Annotated in this window: 13 protein-coding genes and 1 pseudogene; 8 read left to right on the top strand and 6 right to left on the bottom strand. The window is 70.1% G+C overall.

What is annotated here, in order from left to right:
• Window positions 1-7: 7 nt before the first annotated feature.
• Together NT132_RS07545 and NT132_RS07540 are read right to left on the bottom strand one after the other, a co-directional pair.
• A complete protein-coding gene (locus NT132_RS07545) occupies window positions 8-1006 on the bottom strand; it encodes an aldo/keto reductase (protein WP_297787032.1) in 999 nt (332 codons plus the stop codon).
• Window positions 1007-1168: 162 nt separating this feature from the next.
• Window positions 1169-2194 (bottom strand): FUSC family protein, encoded by a 1026-nt coding sequence (locus NT132_RS07540; RefSeq protein ID WP_297787030.1) that lies wholly within the window; start codon window positions 2192-2194, stop codon window positions 1169-1171.
• A 31-nt stretch (window positions 2195-2225) separates the two neighbouring features.
• On the opposite strand from NT132_RS07540, the gene NT132_RS07535 reads away from it, so the two are divergent.
• On the top strand, window positions 2226-2525 hold the full coding sequence (locus tag NT132_RS07535; RefSeq protein WP_297787028.1) for a hypothetical protein: 300 nt from the start codon (window positions 2226-2228) through the stop codon (window positions 2523-2525).
• 20 nt (window positions 2526-2545) lie between these two features.
• On the opposite strand, the gene NT132_RS07530 is transcribed toward NT132_RS07535, so the two are convergent.
• Together NT132_RS07530 and NT132_RS07525 are read right to left on the bottom strand one after the other, a co-directional pair.
• Window positions 2546-5473: a DUF2207 domain-containing protein gene (locus NT132_RS07530; protein WP_297787026.1), complete on the bottom strand. Its 2928-nt coding sequence runs from the start codon at window positions 5471-5473 to the stop codon at window positions 2546-2548.
• Window positions 5474-5483: 10 nt separating this feature from the next.
• Window positions 5484-7226 (bottom strand): DEAD/DEAH box helicase, encoded by a 1743-nt coding sequence (locus NT132_RS07525; RefSeq protein ID WP_297787024.1) that lies wholly within the window; start codon window positions 7224-7226, stop codon window positions 5484-5486.
• Window positions 7227-7681: 455 nt separating this feature from the next.
• Here NT132_RS07525 and NT132_RS07520 point away from each other — a divergent pair, with 455 nt between their 5' ends.
• Window positions 7682-8137 (top strand): aromatic ring-opening dioxygenase LigA, encoded by a 456-nt coding sequence (locus NT132_RS07520; RefSeq protein WP_297787022.1) that lies wholly within the window; start codon window positions 7682-7684, stop codon window positions 8135-8137.
• Between the two features lie 107 nt (window positions 8138-8244).
• On the opposite strand, the pseudogene NT132_RS07515 reads toward NT132_RS07520, so the two are convergent.
• Together NT132_RS07515 and NT132_RS07510 are read right to left on the bottom strand one after the other, a co-directional pair.
• Window positions 8245-8587, bottom strand: a pseudogene (locus tag NT132_RS07515) (thiamine pyrophosphate-dependent enzyme); the annotation flags it as partial.
• Window positions 8588-8661: 74 nt separating this feature from the next.
• Window positions 8662-9237 carry a TetR/AcrR family transcriptional regulator gene (locus tag NT132_RS07510; RefSeq protein ID WP_297787135.1) on the bottom strand — a complete coding sequence of 192 codons (576 nt, stop codon included), beginning with the start codon at window positions 9235-9237 and terminating at the stop codon, window positions 8662-8664.
• 304 nt (window positions 9238-9541) lie between these two features.
• Between NT132_RS07510 and NT132_RS07505 the strand changes: the two genes are divergently transcribed.
• From NT132_RS07505 to NT132_RS07480, 6 genes are all read left to right on the top strand, one after another.
• Window positions 9542-10399: a 3-hydroxyacyl-CoA dehydrogenase gene (locus tag NT132_RS07505; RefSeq protein WP_297787020.1), complete on the top strand. Its 858-nt coding sequence runs from the start codon at window positions 9542-9544 to the stop codon at window positions 10397-10399.
• A 178-nt stretch (window positions 10400-10577) separates the two neighbouring features.
• Window positions 10578-11516, top strand: a complete 939-nt coding sequence (locus NT132_RS07500) for a phosphodiester glycosidase family protein (protein WP_297787018.1) — start codon at window positions 10578-10580, stop codon at window positions 11514-11516.
• 4 nt (window positions 11517-11520) lie between these two features.
• Window positions 11521-12642: a bifunctional glycosyltransferase family 2/GtrA family protein gene (locus tag NT132_RS07495; RefSeq protein WP_297787017.1), complete on the top strand. Its 1122-nt coding sequence runs from the start codon at window positions 11521-11523 to the stop codon at window positions 12640-12642.
• Between the two features lie 2 nt (window positions 12643-12644).
• Window positions 12645-13220, top strand: coding sequence for a DUF4956 domain-containing protein (locus tag NT132_RS07490; RefSeq protein ID WP_366940378.1), 576 nt, complete (start codon window positions 12645-12647; stop codon window positions 13218-13220).
• Complete coding sequence (locus tag NT132_RS07485; RefSeq protein ID WP_297787013.1) at window positions 13217-14014, top strand: polyphosphate polymerase domain-containing protein; 798 nt, start codon at window positions 13217-13219, stop codon at window positions 14012-14014. The genes NT132_RS07490 and NT132_RS07485 overlap by 4 nt, the downstream gene beginning before the upstream one ends.
• A complete protein-coding gene (locus NT132_RS07480; protein ID WP_297787011.1) occupies window positions 13996-15690 on the top strand; it encodes a carbohydrate-binding domain-containing protein in 1695 nt (564 codons plus the stop codon). Before NT132_RS07485 ends, NT132_RS07480 begins: the two co-directional genes overlap by 19 nt.
• The last annotated feature ends 10 nt before the right edge of the window (window positions 15691-15700 follow it).

Here is a 15700-nt window from a genome sequence, read left to right as displayed (position 1 = left end):
GTCCGCGTCACCAATGCGGGTGGATGTCGGCGCGCAGCAGCCGGTCGTAGACGACCCGCACGGTCTCATCGAACGCGGCGAGATCGAATGCGCTCGTTTCCTCGAGAAGGCGCGAGGCCCGGGCATTGCCCTCGGCCTGCGCCACCTTCCGGGCACCGGGAATGACGCTGGTCACCCCGGGCCGTGACGCAACCCAGGCGAGAGCCGCCTCTGGCAGCGAGACGCCGGCGGGCAGGGCCGCCGACAGTTCGGCGACCGCGGACAGCCCCGTCTCGTAGTCGACGCCGGAGAACGTCTCCCCGCGGTCGAACGCCTCCCCGTGCCGGTTGAATGCGCGGTGGTCGTCGGCGGCGAAGGAGGTCTCGCGGGTGTACCGGCCGGACAGGAGCCCAGAGGCCAGCGGGACGCGGGCGAAGATCGCGACACCCGCGGCCTCGGCGGCGGGCAGCACGTCGTCGAGGGGCTTGAGCCGGAACGCGTTGAGGATAATCTGCACGTTCGCCACGTTCGGGCGGGCGATGGCGGCGAGCGCCTGGTCGCAGGTCTCGACCGACACGCCGTAGGCGGCAATCGCGCCGCTCGCCACCAGCGCATCGAGCGCATCGTAGGTGGCGTCGTCCTCGATCACTGCGGTGGGCGGGCAGTGCAGCTGTACCAGGTCCAGGGTGTCCACGCCGAGGTTCCGGCGGGATCTGTCGGTCCAGGCGCGGAAATTCGCCGGGGTGTAGTTCTCCGGCTCCTGCGGAAGACGGCGGCCCATCTTGGTGGCCACCGTGATGCCGTGGCCCGGGCGTTCGGCGAGGAACCGTCCGATCAGCGACTCGGACCGGCCGTCACCGTAGACGTCGGCGGTGTCGAACAGGGTGACCCCGGCCTCGACGGATGCGGCGAGCACGGCCAGCGCGTCGGTCTCCTCGACCGCTCCCCAGTCGGCGCCGAGCTGCCAGGTGCCGAGGCCGATCGCGGAGACCTCACGGCCGGCGCGGGGAAGGGGACGTGTCTGCACGATGACTCCTTGACGGGTGGCGGGGGTCGCGGCGCGGTGTCCGCTTCTCCACGGTAGACGACGTGCGCGGGGCAGGGCTCGCCCGTCGCGAATGTGCAAGGGGCGCCCGCCGCATCCGCCATATGCGACGGACGAACGGGAGCGGCCGGGGGCGGGGCGCGGTCAGGCGGTGGGGCGGCGCCGGCGCACCCGGGCCGAGAGCACCGCGATGACGGTGCCGATGACGACACCGATGACGGTGTCGAGCACCCGGTCGCGCAGAAGCTCAGCGGGGTCGGACGGGACGGCGAGGTCGATCATGAGGAGCGCGAGCGGGGTGACGAACAGCATCGCGATGCCGTAGTTGCGGCCGATGAACAGTTCCGCGCCGGCCTGGCACAGCACCGCCACCGCAATGGTCACGAGCGGGGGCAGGTGGAGGGCGAGGATCCCGGCCGCGATGAGGACGCCGACGAGGGTGCCGGCCAGTCGCTGCAGACCGCGGACGATCCGCGCGGTGACGTGCACCCCGCCGAGCGCTGCGACCGCGGCCACCATCGCCCAGTACCAGTGGGTGCCCACGAGGGCGAGCCCGGCGAGACCGGCGAGCATCGCTCCGAGTCCCACACCGGCCGCGGCGAGCAGGTCGGGACGCTGCCACGGCGCCGACCGCAGCGGTCCGATGCTGCGCGGCCCTCGCCGCGCGGTCGCGATGACCACCGTCACCAGCACGCTGAACGCCGCGGCGGAGCCGCCGACGATCACGACATCGGCGAAGGCCCCGGGGTCGACCGGCAGGGTCGCGATCGCCCCGGCGGCGAACACGGCGAACAGCGCGCCCGGCGGATGCCACCGCGCGGCCTGCGCGAGACCGCTCACCACGACCGCGACGAGCGCGACGACGACGATGCGCACCAGCGTCGGAGCCTCGAGCACCGCGACGACGGTGCCGAGCAGCATCACCACGAGCAGGGTCACGGCGGCTGCCAACTGCATCCGGATGCGGTCGGGGTAGGAGTCGTGCCGCCCGTACAGGGACGCGAACGCACCGAACGTCGCGTAGACGCTCAGGTCGAGGCGGCCGAGCGCCCACAGCACCAGCAACGGCACCGCGACGCAGAAGGCGGCGCGCAGGGCGACCCGGTGCGCTCCCCGATGCGGGGCGACGGCGATGACGTCCTTGCCGATCCGCCGTGACACCGAGCCCATCCCTCGATGGTATGCCGGGTAGGTTGTCGGCATGGGTGAACTCGACGACGCCGCACGTCAGCTGGAACGACTGCTCCGCGACCCGCTGGCGACCGCGGTGCGCGGCACGCTGGAGATCACGGCGGTGTCGGCGCCTGCGCCTCGCGGACGCTACCAGGAGGCCCGCATCGAGGGCCTCGCGTCCGCGCCGGGCATGCCTCCCGCACCGGTCGAGATCGCGGTGGTGCTGCCGGTCAGGCTCTGGCCCCGGGCGGGAATGCGACTGCCCGCTCAGGTGCCGCCATCCGACCCCCAGGCTCTCGAGGTCGCCTGGGGCGCGCTCGCCCACTGAGCCGCCCGCACCGTCGGCGGCTATCGCTTCGCTGCTCGTCGCCGGGTGGTGCACCAGCCGGCGATCGCGCCGAGCACGGCGGCCCCCGCCGCCCCGGCGAACCAGAAGAACGTGGGATCGTCGCCGTCCATCCCGCCGCTCACCCAGAACATCACGATTGTGGCCGCCAGCGCGCAGGCGGCGGGTGCCCAGCGAATCAGCACGCGCACCGCCCCGCGGGCGGTGAGGGCCGACGACCCCGCTGCGCGCAGCAGCAGGCCGGCCACGCCCCACAGGGCGGCCAGGCACCCCCAGAGCAGTGCCACAGCGATCGGCAGCGCTGCGCGAGTCTCGGCGAGGCCCCGCTCGGTCGCGGACGGACCCGCGAAGGTGCCCGCCGGGAAGTCCACGCGGACGCCGGTGTCGGTGACCGTGAGGTCGAAGGGGTAGCCGCCCTCGCCCCGCCGGAGCTCGAGCACATGGGTGTCGAACCCGGCGACGGCGCCGGCAGATTCGGAGGTCTCGTCGTCCGGGTCGGTGCCGTCACCGGGATCGACCAGGCGGGCGACGTGACCGAACGGCACGACCGTCTCGTTCCAGTCCCGCACCTCGTCCGCAGACGTGTCCTGGGTGAGCCAGCCGGCATCCTCCGCCAGGTCGGCGAGCTCGTCGGAGAGGCGGAATTCCACGCGCACCGGGTCGATGGGTTCCTCGGCCCATTCGGAGAACGACTGCCAGTCCTCCCACAGCGCTGCCCACCGCACCCGGTCGACGAGCCGGCCGTCGGCGGCCTGATCGGCGTAGGCGGCGGAGCCGAGCACGTAACGGATCTCGACCGTGTGCGCCCCGGTGAGCACATCGTTCATGGTCGTGAGCATGAGCTGGGTGTCCCCGTCACGCTCGACGGTGAAGGGCACCTCGGCGCCGTCGATGCTGACCCGTTCCACGCGAAACTGCAGGTCGTGACCCCGGATGCGGTCCGGCCACTGCTTGGCGACCTGCGGTACCCGCGACGATTCATCCGAGAAGACCACGTTCAGCTGCTCCGTGACGGCGAGCTCCGCCGCCCCGGACGGACTGCGGGTGAGCTCGCCGGTCACCTGTTCGGATTGGAAGACCGTGTAGAGCGTTCCCGGCACATCGCCGTACTGGGTCGCGTACTCGGGGTGCCGCTCATACGGGTTGGGCAGGAACACGACCACCGCGATCGCCGCCAGCACCGTGAGCACCGCGGCACCGCTCACCACCATCGTCGGCCAGGTGACGAAGCCGCCGGTCCGCCAGCCGCGGCGCCCCGCGCGGGGGTCACCGAGCTCGTGCGCGAGCGTCTCCCGCACCCGACGACCCGCGTCACGCGGCGCGGCGGTCAGCACCGCGAAGGGCAGCAGCCGGTCATCCGATTCCGCCCGTGCCAGCAGTTCCGTGCGCTCGGCGTAAACCTGGATGCCGCGGAGATGCTGCGTCAGCAGCGCACCGCGGCGGGTGAGGGGACGGGCAGTGCGGGTGATGCCCAGCACGGCCAGCGCGACGACGGTCGAGGCCAGCACGAACGCCGTCGGCCACCACACGATCGCGAGCGGCGCCTGGTGGGACAGCTGCCGCACGAGACCCCACTGCAGGACCGTCAGCGCGATCGGCGCGGCGATGAAGAAGTCACGGACGAAGCCGCGCGGGATGCGGCGCAAGCCGCGCGTGTACTGTTCCCGCCGCTCCGCCGCGCTCAGGTAACGGAGCCGGGCCGGCAGTCGATCGCCGAACCGGCCGGTGCGGTGCGCCACCCGCGCCGCGGCGAGCTTCGCGGCACGCGTTCCGTGTGCTGCCCACCGCAGCGCACCGGCCAGCTCCATCGTCCGCGGGGTCTGCAGGACCTGAGCCGCCAGGCGGGGCGTGACACCCGGGGGCGGGTCGTACTGCGCGACGAACCAAGGACGCCCCCGGGCGTCGCTCCACGCGACGGCGCGGGCGGCGAGGACGAACAGCAGCGTGACGGCGAGGAACACGAGCGGCGCGAGCGGCCCCAGCGTCTGCACCCAGAACAGCGGGGTCAACGGGGGCATGGCGAACGTCCCCGCGGCGAACGGCATCGAGAACTGGGCCTGGGCGTGCGGCGGCAGGTTCTGGTCGTTGCTGAAGGCGTAGGTCACCGTACCGGGCGGGCTGTCCGTCTCGGGGGTGAGCCACTCCCCTGCCGTCAGGATCGACCACCCGAGCATCCCGCGGGGTGGCCGCACCAGCTCGGCATCGAGGTCGTCGGGCAGCGTCACCGAGACATCGAGACCGGCCATGCCCTGCGGCCAGGAGGGCCCGAAGACATCCCACTCCAGCAGGTCGACGTCCGCGCCGGTCGCCGCATCCGTCGTCCGGTAGGCGAGATCCTGGAGCGTGTAGCTGAGGGCGAACACGTGGTCGCCGTCCAGCCGTTCCCCCGCGTCGAGCGTCAGGGTGAGCGTCTCCGGCGTTGCGGATCGCGTCACCTCGATCGGTTCCCCGTCGAGGGTCGCCGTGATCGTCGATGGAGCGAGGGCGTGGCCCTGGTACTCGACCGCGAGCACCCGTTGGATGCCGCTCTGATCGACGTCGTCCGGGAACAACGCCTCGATCCGCTCCTCGACGTGCACGCGGAGTCCGCCGTCGTCGTCACGGGCGAGGCGGTAATCCGCATCCATGTGTCGGACGATCCAGTGGTCGGTCGCGGTCGACGCCGACGAGGTGATGTCGTCGAGGGTCAACGGCGGGTTGATCACCGGGCCGAACAGCAGGAACAGCCCGCCGGCGGCGATGACGCCCCAGAACCCGCGGATCCCGAGGCGCAGACGCTTCCCGCCATGGGATCGCAGCCAGGCCTCGGCACCCAGGAGCCACCGCGACAGCAGCGCCCACAGCGGCGTCGGGCGGGGACGCTCGTCCGGGAAGCGTTCCGTTTCGGGCGCGTCTTCCGGTTTCGGCGTCTTCGCCTTCCGCCGCCACATGGCGGTGCCGTCAGTACTGGCGCGGCTTGCGCTCGCGGTCGCTGCGCCCGCCGGGTGCGCCGCGGTCGAGTCGCAGCTCGATGAGGCGGCCACTGATGCGGGTACCGCTCAGCCGGTCGAGCACGTCGTTCGGGAGATCGGCCGGCAGCTCCACCAGGGAGAAGTCGGGGCGGATATCGATCTGCCCGAAGTCCTCTCGCTTGAGGCCGCCCTCGTTCGCCAGCGCACCGACGATCTGACGCGGCTCGACACGGTGACGGCGTCCGACCGCGATACGGTACTTCGCCAGCGACGAGTTGGACGGGCGGCTGCGGCGCTCCGGGCGGTCACCACGGTCACGGTCGGCCCGCTCGGGGCGCTCACGGTCGTCGAAGCGCTGCGGCCGATCGTCCTCGGCGGACAGCAGCAGCGGGGTCTCTCCCTGCGCGACGACGGCGAGGGCGGCGGCGACATCGACCTCGGGGATGTCGTGGTGCTCGACGTAGTGGGCGATGATGACGCGGAACCGCTCGATGCGAGGGCTCTGCTCGAGCGCTGCGGTGATCGCGTCGTCGAAGCGGGTGAGGCGGGTGGCGTTGACGTCCTCGACGCTCGGCAGCTGCATCTGGGTCAGCGGCTGACGGGTCGCCTTCTCGATCGCGGTCAGCATCCGGCGCTCGCGCGGCGTGACGAAGCTGATCGCGTCGCCGGTGCGCCCGGCGCGACCGGTGCGGCCGATGCGGTGCACGTACGACTCGGTGTCGATCGGCAGGTCGTAGTTGACGACGTGGCTGATGCGGTCGACGTCGAGACCGCGGGCCGCCACATCGGTCGCCACGAGGATGTCGAGCTTGCCCGACTTCAGCTGGTTGACGGTGCGCTCGCGCTGCGCCTGCGCGACGTCGCCGCTGATGGCGGCCGCGGTGTAGCCGCGGGCGCGCAGTTTCTCGGCGAGCGTCTCGGTCTCGTTCTTGGTACGGACGAACACGATCATGCCTTCGAAGTTCTCCACCTCGAGGATGCGGGTGAGCGCATCCACCTTCTGCGGGTAGGAGACCACGAGGTAGCGCTGCGTGATGTTCGCCGAGGTCGCGGTCTTGTTCTTGACCGTGATCTCCTTCGGGTCGCGCAGGTACTGCTGCGAGATCCGGCGGATCTGTGCCGGCATCGTGGCGGAGAACAGGGCGACCTGCTTCTCTGCCGGGGTCTCGGCGAGGATCGTCTCGACGTCCTCAGCGAAGCCCATCCGCAGCATCTCGTCGGCCTCGTCGAGGACGAGGAAGCGCAGCTCCGACAGGTCGAGCGTCTTCTTGTCGAGATGGTCCATGATCCGGCCGGGCGTGCCGACGACGACCTGCACGCCGCGGCGGAGGGCGGACAGCTGCGTGCCATAGCCCTGTCCGCCGTAGATCGGGAGCACGCGCACACCCTTGAGGTGGGCGGCGTAGCTCTCGAACGCCTCGCACACCTGCAGCGCGAGTTCGCGGGTCGGGGCGAGCACGAGAGCCTGCGGCTTCTGCGCGCCGGGGTCGAGCTGAGACAGCACGGGCAGTGCGAACGCGGCGGTCTTGCCGGTGCCGGTCTGCGCCATGCCGATGACGTCATGGCCGGCCATCAGCAGCGGAATGGTGGCCGCCTGGATGGCGGAAGGCGTCTCGTATCCGACGTCCTTCAGGGCCTTGAGGACGGCGGCATCGAGACCCAGATCGGCGAAGGACTGGGTGGCGTCGGCCGTTTCAGGCTCTGCGGGGACGGAGGATTCAGATGTAGACACGTCCTAAAGGTATCGTCCTCCGCCTGAGTATCAGGTTGTGCCGCTCGCGGCCTGGGGGAAACCGGTCTCCGCGGAGCGGACCGTGCCCACGTGCCCGCACGCACCGGGACGAGATCCCGCGGACGCAGCAAATCGTCACCGCCCGAGCGGTCGGTGTGCGCGGGACATGAAAAAGCCCCGACCGCTACCACACGGCCGGGGCGAGACGGATGAGACTTCCGCCTATCGGGGTCCAGTCTACCCCGGGCCGAGACGGAGGCGGACCACGGCCGCCGGGATGCCGGCGCCGCGATGAACCCGTCTGAGAAGCCTGACGGCGCTCCGGGCTCCCGGTGCCGATGCCGATGCCGATGCCGATGCCGTTGCCGTTGCCGGGAGACTCTAGAACGGTTGCGCGACCTATGACACGCTGTACACAGGGGCGGGATCCTCTCGCCCGCTGACCTGGAGGCGCCATGACGCAGTCGACTGCCGACCACCCCACCCGCACCCCGGCCAAACGCGCCCTGATCTGGTGGGTCGGCCTCCTCGCGATCATCGCCGGCGTCGTGATGATCGTGACCGGCGGGGTGGTGTGGGGCGTGGTGAGCTCGCAGCTCGCGGCTCAGCACATCACCGTCAGCGAGGACGCAACATTCCTCGCCGGGTCTGAGGTCAGGGGCCCTCTCACCGCGCTCGCGCAGGCGGATGTCATCAATATGCACGCGACCGAGATGGCCGGCGGAAAGACGTACGCCGAACTGGACCAGGACGATCCCCTCCGCGCCACGGTGATGAACGCATCCTTCCTGCGGGCTTCGCTGTTCACGTCGGTGGTGTCCTTCGGGGTCGCCGTCTTCGCGATCGGCGCGGGCCTGGTGTTCGCACTGCTGGGCTGGGCCGTGACGCGTCTGAGTCGTCGCACCGTCTGACCGCGGATCCCCCAAGCGCCGCCCGGCGCCCTGCCTGCGCCGGGGGCCGGGGTTCCGCGCGGCGGGGCATGGTCGCGGCGGGGCCCGGGGAGGGCGAACTCCGCCGCGATCGCTCGCTCGAGGTCCGCTACCTCGACGCGCTCGGCGCGCACGCCGCAGGCGCGGGCGACCTCGACGAAGTCGGGGATCAGCAACCGGGTCGCGCGTTCATTCGCCTCACCGAACGCCCGCGTCATGTACGCGTCGAGGATGCCGTAGCCGCCGTCGTCGACGCTGAGCCAGGTGACGGGCGCCTGCAGCTGGGCCGCCGTGGCCAGCTCGGCCAGGCCGTACGCCGCCCCGCCGTCGCCCGAGACCGCCAACACCCGACGCCCGGAGGCCATGGCCACCGCCGATCCCGGCGGGGAACGCGTACCCGAGCCCTCCGGCCCCCTGGGCGGAGGCGAACCTGCACCAGGGGATGACGGTGCCGACCAGCGCTTTGCGCTGTCATGCCGCTCTGCCACCCCGCTCGGGGGTGGCGATCATTCGGTCAACCCGCGTACGGCGGCGAGCACCGTGTCCGATCGCAGTCGAGTCGGGTCATCGACGAGGGCTCCCTGCAGCACGGCACCGACGTGCGCGGCGATGATCACCCGGGTGGCCTCCTCCTCGTCGACGACGAGTCGCAGCCCGGCCGAGCACACCATGTCGACGACGAACGGAGTCAGACCGCGGCGCAGCTCCTCGCCGTGCGCTCGCAGTGCGGCCGCCACCGTGCCGTCATGCTGCGCGCGGGCGCCGAACGTCGACCGGAGCACGTACCACTGCACATCCGCGGGGATTATTTCGAGGAATCGGGCCACCTCCGCCTCAATGCCGCCAGCCGGAGCCGGATCCGACGAAGAGGCGGCGAGCGTCTCGAGAAGCTCCTCAGTCTTGCGCTCGTAGAGCGCGAACAGCAGCGCATCGATGGAGGAGAAGTTCGAGTAGAACGCACCACGCGTATACCCCGCCCGCGCACAGATCTCGTCGATACTCACTCGAGTGGTGCCCGTCTCAGCGAAGAGACTCGCAGCGGCATCAATGAGACGCCCGCGCGTGTTCGCGCGTTTCCGCACAGCCTCCGCCACGCCACGCCCTCTCACTACGGTGCATAATGAATTCAGTACGAATCGTACTAGTTCCGCTGAGAACGGAATCGAGGTCGAGGCTGAGATGGGTCACCCACTCCCCCAGAGAGCCGCCCAGCGGCCGATCGGGGTCGTCGGCGCCGACACCCTCGGGCGTCGGCTCCCGCCAGTCATCCGCACCGGCGGCGCGCACACGGATGCGGGAGCACTCGAGGCCCCGACCGGCGAAGCTTTCTTCCACTCTGGCTCCTGAAGCCAGCGGCATCCAAAATGGCAACCGAGAGAGTCACCAATGACTGAACTGAAGAACATCACCGTGCTCGGCACGGGCGTGCTGGGATCGCAGATCGCATTCCAGGGCGCCTTCCACGGCTTCTCCGTGACCGCGTACGACATCAACGACGAGGTCATCTCGAAGGCCAAGGCACGCTTCGCACAGCTGGCCGACATCTACGTCGCCGACAATGTCGGCGGTGCGGCTGACGGCGGAGCTCAGCGCGCGCTGCAGAACATCACCTACTCGACGGACCTGGCCGAAGCCACCGCCGACGCCGACCTCGTGATCGAGGCAGTGCCCGAGAACCTCGAGCTCAAGCGCGAGATCTACACGAAGCTCGCAGCGGTCGCGCCGGCGAAGACGATCTTCGCGACCAACTCCTCGACGCTCCTGCCCAGCGACCTCAAGGACTTCACCGGCCGTCCGGACCGCTTTCTGGCCCTGCACTACGCGAACCACGTGTGGCGCCAGAACACTGCGGAGGTCATGGGCACCACCGACACCGATCCCGCGGTCTACCAGGCCGTCGTCGATTACGCCGTCGCGAGCGGGATGGTGCCGATCGAGTTGAAGAAGGAGAAAGCGGGATATGTGCTGAACTCGCTTCTCGTGCCGCTGCTCGATGCCGCCGCCGAGCTGGTGGTGGGCGGCTACGCCGACCCGGAGACCGTCGACAAGACGTGGCGAATCGGCACCGGAGCCCCGCTCGGACCATTCCAGGTCTATGACATCGTTGGTCTGACGACCGCCTACAACATCTCCTCGGCCAACCCGAGCCCCCTCGCCCAGCGCTTCGCAAAGCTCCTCAAGGAGGAGTACATCGACAAGGGCAAGCTCGGCACGGCGACGGGCGAGGGCTTCTACCGCTACTGAGCGGATGCTGTGCCCTTCGCTCCGGGGGCGCGCGCTGAGGGCTACGCCAGTAGCTCCTGCGCGAGGCGGCCACAGGCACGGTGCTGGTCGTCGGGAGCCAGAACATCCGCGGCTCGTCCACAGCGAGCGCATAGCGCGTCGCGACGAGCCGGATAGGCGACCACCGTATCCATGAGTCATGGACCGGAAACGACACCCCCTTCGCACGACGCTCATCTCGGTGGGCCTCGCCGTCGTGCTCGCCGCGGGCGGCGGCGCGGTCTGGGCCGCGGACCGCTTCCTCATCCCGCACGTCGAGGTCGCCGACGTCTCTTCCTACGAGGCGGAGAACTCCACCTACACCGCCCCCGCCGACACCGTCGAAGGCAGCGTCGAAGGCTCGACCTATACCAACGGGACGACGACCGTCACGGTGACGACCACCGTGACGGGGTCGGGCAGCGACACCGTCACGGCGTATGTCGCCGACGTCGTTCTGGGAGAGGCGACAGACCTGCGCTCGGCATTCGCCAACGACGAGTTCGGCGCGAACATCATCGAGAGCACCTCGACGATCGCCGAAGACAACGACGCCGTCTTCGCGATCAACGGCGACTACTACGGGTTCCGCGACGATGGCATCGTGATCCGCAACGGCGTCGTTTACCGCGACGAGGGGGCACGCGAGGGTCTCGTCTTCTATGCCGACGGCACGGTCGAGGTCTACGACGAGACGACCACGAGCGCGGACGAACTGCTCGCCGCGGGGGCGTGGAACACGCTCAGCTTCGGCCCCGCTATCGTCGAAGACGGCGAAGTGGTCGACGGCATCGAGACGCAAGAGGTCGACACGAACTTCGGCAACCACTCGATCCAGGGCGAGCAGCCCCGCACGATCGTTGGCGTCATCGACGAGAATCACCTCGTGTTCGTCGTCATCGACGGACGCGATGACGGGTACAGCCGCGGAATGACGCTCACCGAGGCCGCCGACATGCTCATCGAGCTCGGCGCGACGACCGCGTACAACCTCGACGGCGGCGGGTCGTCGACGATGTACTTCGACGGTGAGGTGGTGAACCAGCCGTCGAACGGCGGCGAGCGCGGCACGAGCGACATCCTGTACGTGGCGTGGTGACGCCGTGATCGTCCTGGTGCCCGCCTATGAGCCCGGTGCCGCTCTGCCGTCGCTCGTGACTGCGGTGCGGGACGCGGATGCCGACACCGAGGTCGTCGTCGTCGACGACGGCAGCGGCCCGTCGTTCGACGCCGCGTTCGCCGACGCCGAGCGTCGCGGTGCGACCGTGCTGCGCCATCCCGCCAATCGCGGGAAAGGGGCCGCGATCAAGTCCGGGCTCGACCACGTGCTCGAGGCGCACCCAGCCGAAGATGTCGTGACGGCCGATGCCGACGGTCAGCACACCGTGCGCGACATCGTGCGGGTCGCGGACGCGCTCCGGGAGGATGCCGTGTCCGGTCGGGCGGCCCTGGTGCTGGGCTGCCGCGGGTTCTCGGGCAGGGTGCCCCTGCGCAGTCGCATCGGCAACGGAATCTCACGGAGACTCTTCCGCGCCGCGGCCGGATGGCGTCTGAGCGACACCCAGACCGGGCTTCGCGGTATCCCGGCAGATGTCATCCCGTGGATGCGCGACCAGCCCGGCGAGCGCTTCGAGTACGAGCAGAACGTGCTGCTGCGCAGCCACCGCGACGGGGTCGAGACGCGTGAGCTGCAGATCGACACGGTCTATCTCGACGACAACGCGTCGAGCCACTTCCGACCCGTCACGGACTCGCTGCGGGTCGCTCTGCCGCTCGTGCTCTTCGCGGGGTCGTCGCTCGTCGCATTCACGGTCGACACCCTCGCGCTGCTGCTGTTCACAACGCTGACAGGCTGGCTCGTGCCTTCGATCATCGCGGCACGCCTGCTCAGCGCAAGCGTCAACTTCGCGACGAACAGGCGCTTCGTGTTCCCCCGTCACACGCGCGGACGACTCACAGCGGCGTCGCGGTATGCGCTTCTCGCGGTGGCGTTGCTCGCCTCGAACATCGTCTGGATCGACGCGCTTACGCGCTTCGGTCTGCCACTCGTCCTCGCCAAGATCACGACCGAGATCGTGCTGTTCGTCACGAGCTACGGCGTGCAGAAGACGTTCGTCTTCGGACCGCGCACATCCGCAGGCCCCGCAGGCACGGGGCATAGCAGACGCATAGCGAAAACGGGTGCCATGGACTCAGAAGCCTTCACGACCGGGAGAAACCATTGACTCTGACATCCCTCCTCCTCATCGGAGTCGACCTCGCCGCCGCTCTGATCCTGAGCTTCGGCCTGTACTACCGTCGGCATCATCGCCGCGATCTCGTGGTGGCGTTCCTGGGCGTCAACGTCGGCGTCCTGGCGGTCGCGTCGGTGCTCGGCACTGCCGAGGTCGCGCTCGGGTTGGGGCTGGGGCTTTTCGGCGTGCTGTCGATCATTCGCCTGCGCTCGTCCGAGATCTCGCAGCGCGAGGTCGCCTACTACTTCGCGGCTCTCGCGATCGGGCTCATGTCGGGCCTTCCCCAGCTCGACCCGTGGCCCGTCATCGGGCTCGTCGCGCTCATCCTCGTCGTGCTCTGGGGTGCCGATCACCCCGCGCTCCTCGCCCGGGGCCGGCATCAGATCGTGCGTCTAGACCGCGCGATCGCCGACGAGGCCGAGCTGCGCGCATCGCTTGCCGACCGCCTTGGCGGCACGGTGACGTCGCTCACGGTGCAGGAACTCGATCTCGTCAACGACACGACGCTCGTCGACGTCCGCTACCGCGTGGCCGCCCACGCGGTAGCCACGGCGGGGGCACGGCGATGACCGCCGCGCTCCTGCGCTTCGCGCCGGTGGGTCTCGATGAGCTCGTCGCCGAGGCGTCCCTTCTCACACGCGTCGACCGCAAATACGTCGTCCCGCGCGCTGACCTGGGCAGGCTGCTAGAGGAGTTGGATGCCGCGACCCGCGTGCTGGAGATCGACGGCGCGCGCGACTTCGCGTACGAATCCGTCTACTTCGACACCCCCGACCTCATGAGCTTCCGCATGGCGGCGCAGCCGCGTCGGCGCCGGTTCAAGCTGCGCACCCGGACCTACCTCGACGTCGGCACCTCGTACCTCGAGATCAAGACCCGCGGGGCGCGCGGCACGACCGTCAAGGAGCGCTCGGAGTACGCCGCCGAGCACCGGGCGATGCTCACGATCGAGGCGCGGGACGACGCGGCCGGGGCGTTCGACGCGATCGGCGTCGATCCGGCGCGCGCCGACGACCTCGATGCGACGCTTGTGACCCGTTATCGTCGCGCGACCCTGCTCTCGGCGGGAGGCCGCGCGACGGTCGACACCGATCTCGCGTGGATCGAGCCGGACGGCACGGGATTTACCCTGCCGCAGCTCGCGATCGTCGAGACGAAGTCCGGCGGCACAGCGTCGGCCGTCGATCGCCTGCTGTGGCGTTCGGGGTGCCGGCCCGCGACGGTCAGCAAGTACGCGACCGGGCTCGCCGCGCTGCATCCCGACCTCCCCCGCAACCGCTGGGCGCGCCTGCTGCGCGGACCGTTCTCTGAGACCATCAGCCACCATCGAACAGAGGAGCTGTCATGCGACGCCGCCGCCTGATCCTGCCCGCATCCGCCTTCGTCCTCACCGCCGTCGTGCTCGCCGGCTGCGCGACCGCGACACCCGCGGCGACATCGTCCTCCGACTCGTCGGCCGTCGAGGCGACAGCGGTCGTAGACTCCGACCTCGCCGCCGATGCCGTGATCGCCTCGAACGAGGATGCGACCGTCACGCGGGATGACGAGTGGTCGGAAACGGATGCCGTCGATCTCGATCTCTCCTCTTCCTCATCGGTCGACGGGGTCGATCATGACGGCTCGACCGTGACCATCACGGCCGCGGGGGTCTATCGCCTGTCGGGCTCGCTCGACGGCTCGGTCGTCGTCGCGGCCCCCGACGACGCGGTGGTCGTGCTGATCCTCGATGGCGCGACGATCACGAACACTGCGGGGCCGGCTATCACGGTGGCTTCGGCCGACGACGTCGCGATCTCTCTCGCCGAGGGGTCCGAGAACTCCGTCTCGGATGCCTCCTCCTACGCCGACGAGGCAGACGCGAACGCGGCGATCTACAGCGATGCCGACCTCACGATCACTGGCACGGGCTCGCTCTCGGTGTCGGGCAACGGCAACGACGGCATCACGTCGACCGACGACCTCGTCATCCTCTCAGGCGACATCACGATCGACGCCGCCGACGACGGACTGCGGGGCAAGGACGCGCTGCTCGTCGAAGGCGGCACGCTCGATGTCACCGCCGGTGGCGACGCGCTGAAGAGCGATCAGGACGAAGACGCGACGCGCGGCTACATCTGGATCTCGGGCGGCGATCTCACCGCGACCAGCGGCGACGACGGCCTGGCCGCGACGACCGACGTCATCGTGACGGGTGGCACGATCTCGCTCACCGCGAGCGGCTCGGACTCGGCCAAAGGCATCACGGCCGGCGCGGTTGTCGCGCTCGACGGCGGTGAGATCACGATCGACGCCGACGACGACGGCGTGCATTCCGACGGGTCGGCCGGCATCGGCGGAGCGACGATCTCGGTGGTCGCGAGCGACGACGGCGTGCACGCCGAGCAGACGCTCGAGATGCGCGACGGCACCGTCACGATCGAGGCGAGCGAAGGCCTCGAAGCGACCGACATCGCGATCTCGGGCGGCACGGCCGACATCGACGCGAGCGACGACGGCATCAACGGTGCTGGCGGCACGACGACCCCCGACCAAGGTGGTGGCGGCATGGGCGGCAGCGAACAGGACACCGGCGAGACGGTCGTCATCTCGGGCGGCACGGTCCGCGTCGCGGGCGACGGCGACGGCATCGACTCGAATGGCTCGATCACGATCTCGGGCGGCGACGTCACCGTCGCAGGCCCGACGGGCGGTGGCGAGGGCGCGATCGATGCGAATGTCGCCGTCACGATCGACGCCGGCATCGTCTCGGTCGGCGGCAGCGTGCTCGTCGCACCCGGCGGAGGGCAGGCATGGGTCGCGGTAGCCGTCTCCGGATCCGCGGGTCAGACCGTGTCGGTGGCGGATGCCTCCGGCACGATCGTGGCCAGCTTCGAGGCGCTGTCGGACTTCGCATCCGTCTTCGCCAGCGCCTCGGGCATCACCGCCGGCGCCACCTACACCGTGACGGTGGACGGCGCCAGCGCGACGACCGCGACGGCGGGTGAGGCCCTCGCGAATCAGATGGGCGGCGCCGGCCAAGGCGGCGGCCAGCGACGCTGACTCGCGCGAA

The organism is Microbacterium sp. (assembly GCF_026393345.1).
In the GTDB taxonomy this organism is placed as follows: domain Bacteria; phylum Actinomycetota; class Actinomycetes; order Actinomycetales; family Microbacteriaceae; genus Microbacterium.
The sequence above is the reverse complement of the archived record's forward strand: the minus strand, read 5'-3'. Positions and strand labels throughout refer to the sequence as shown.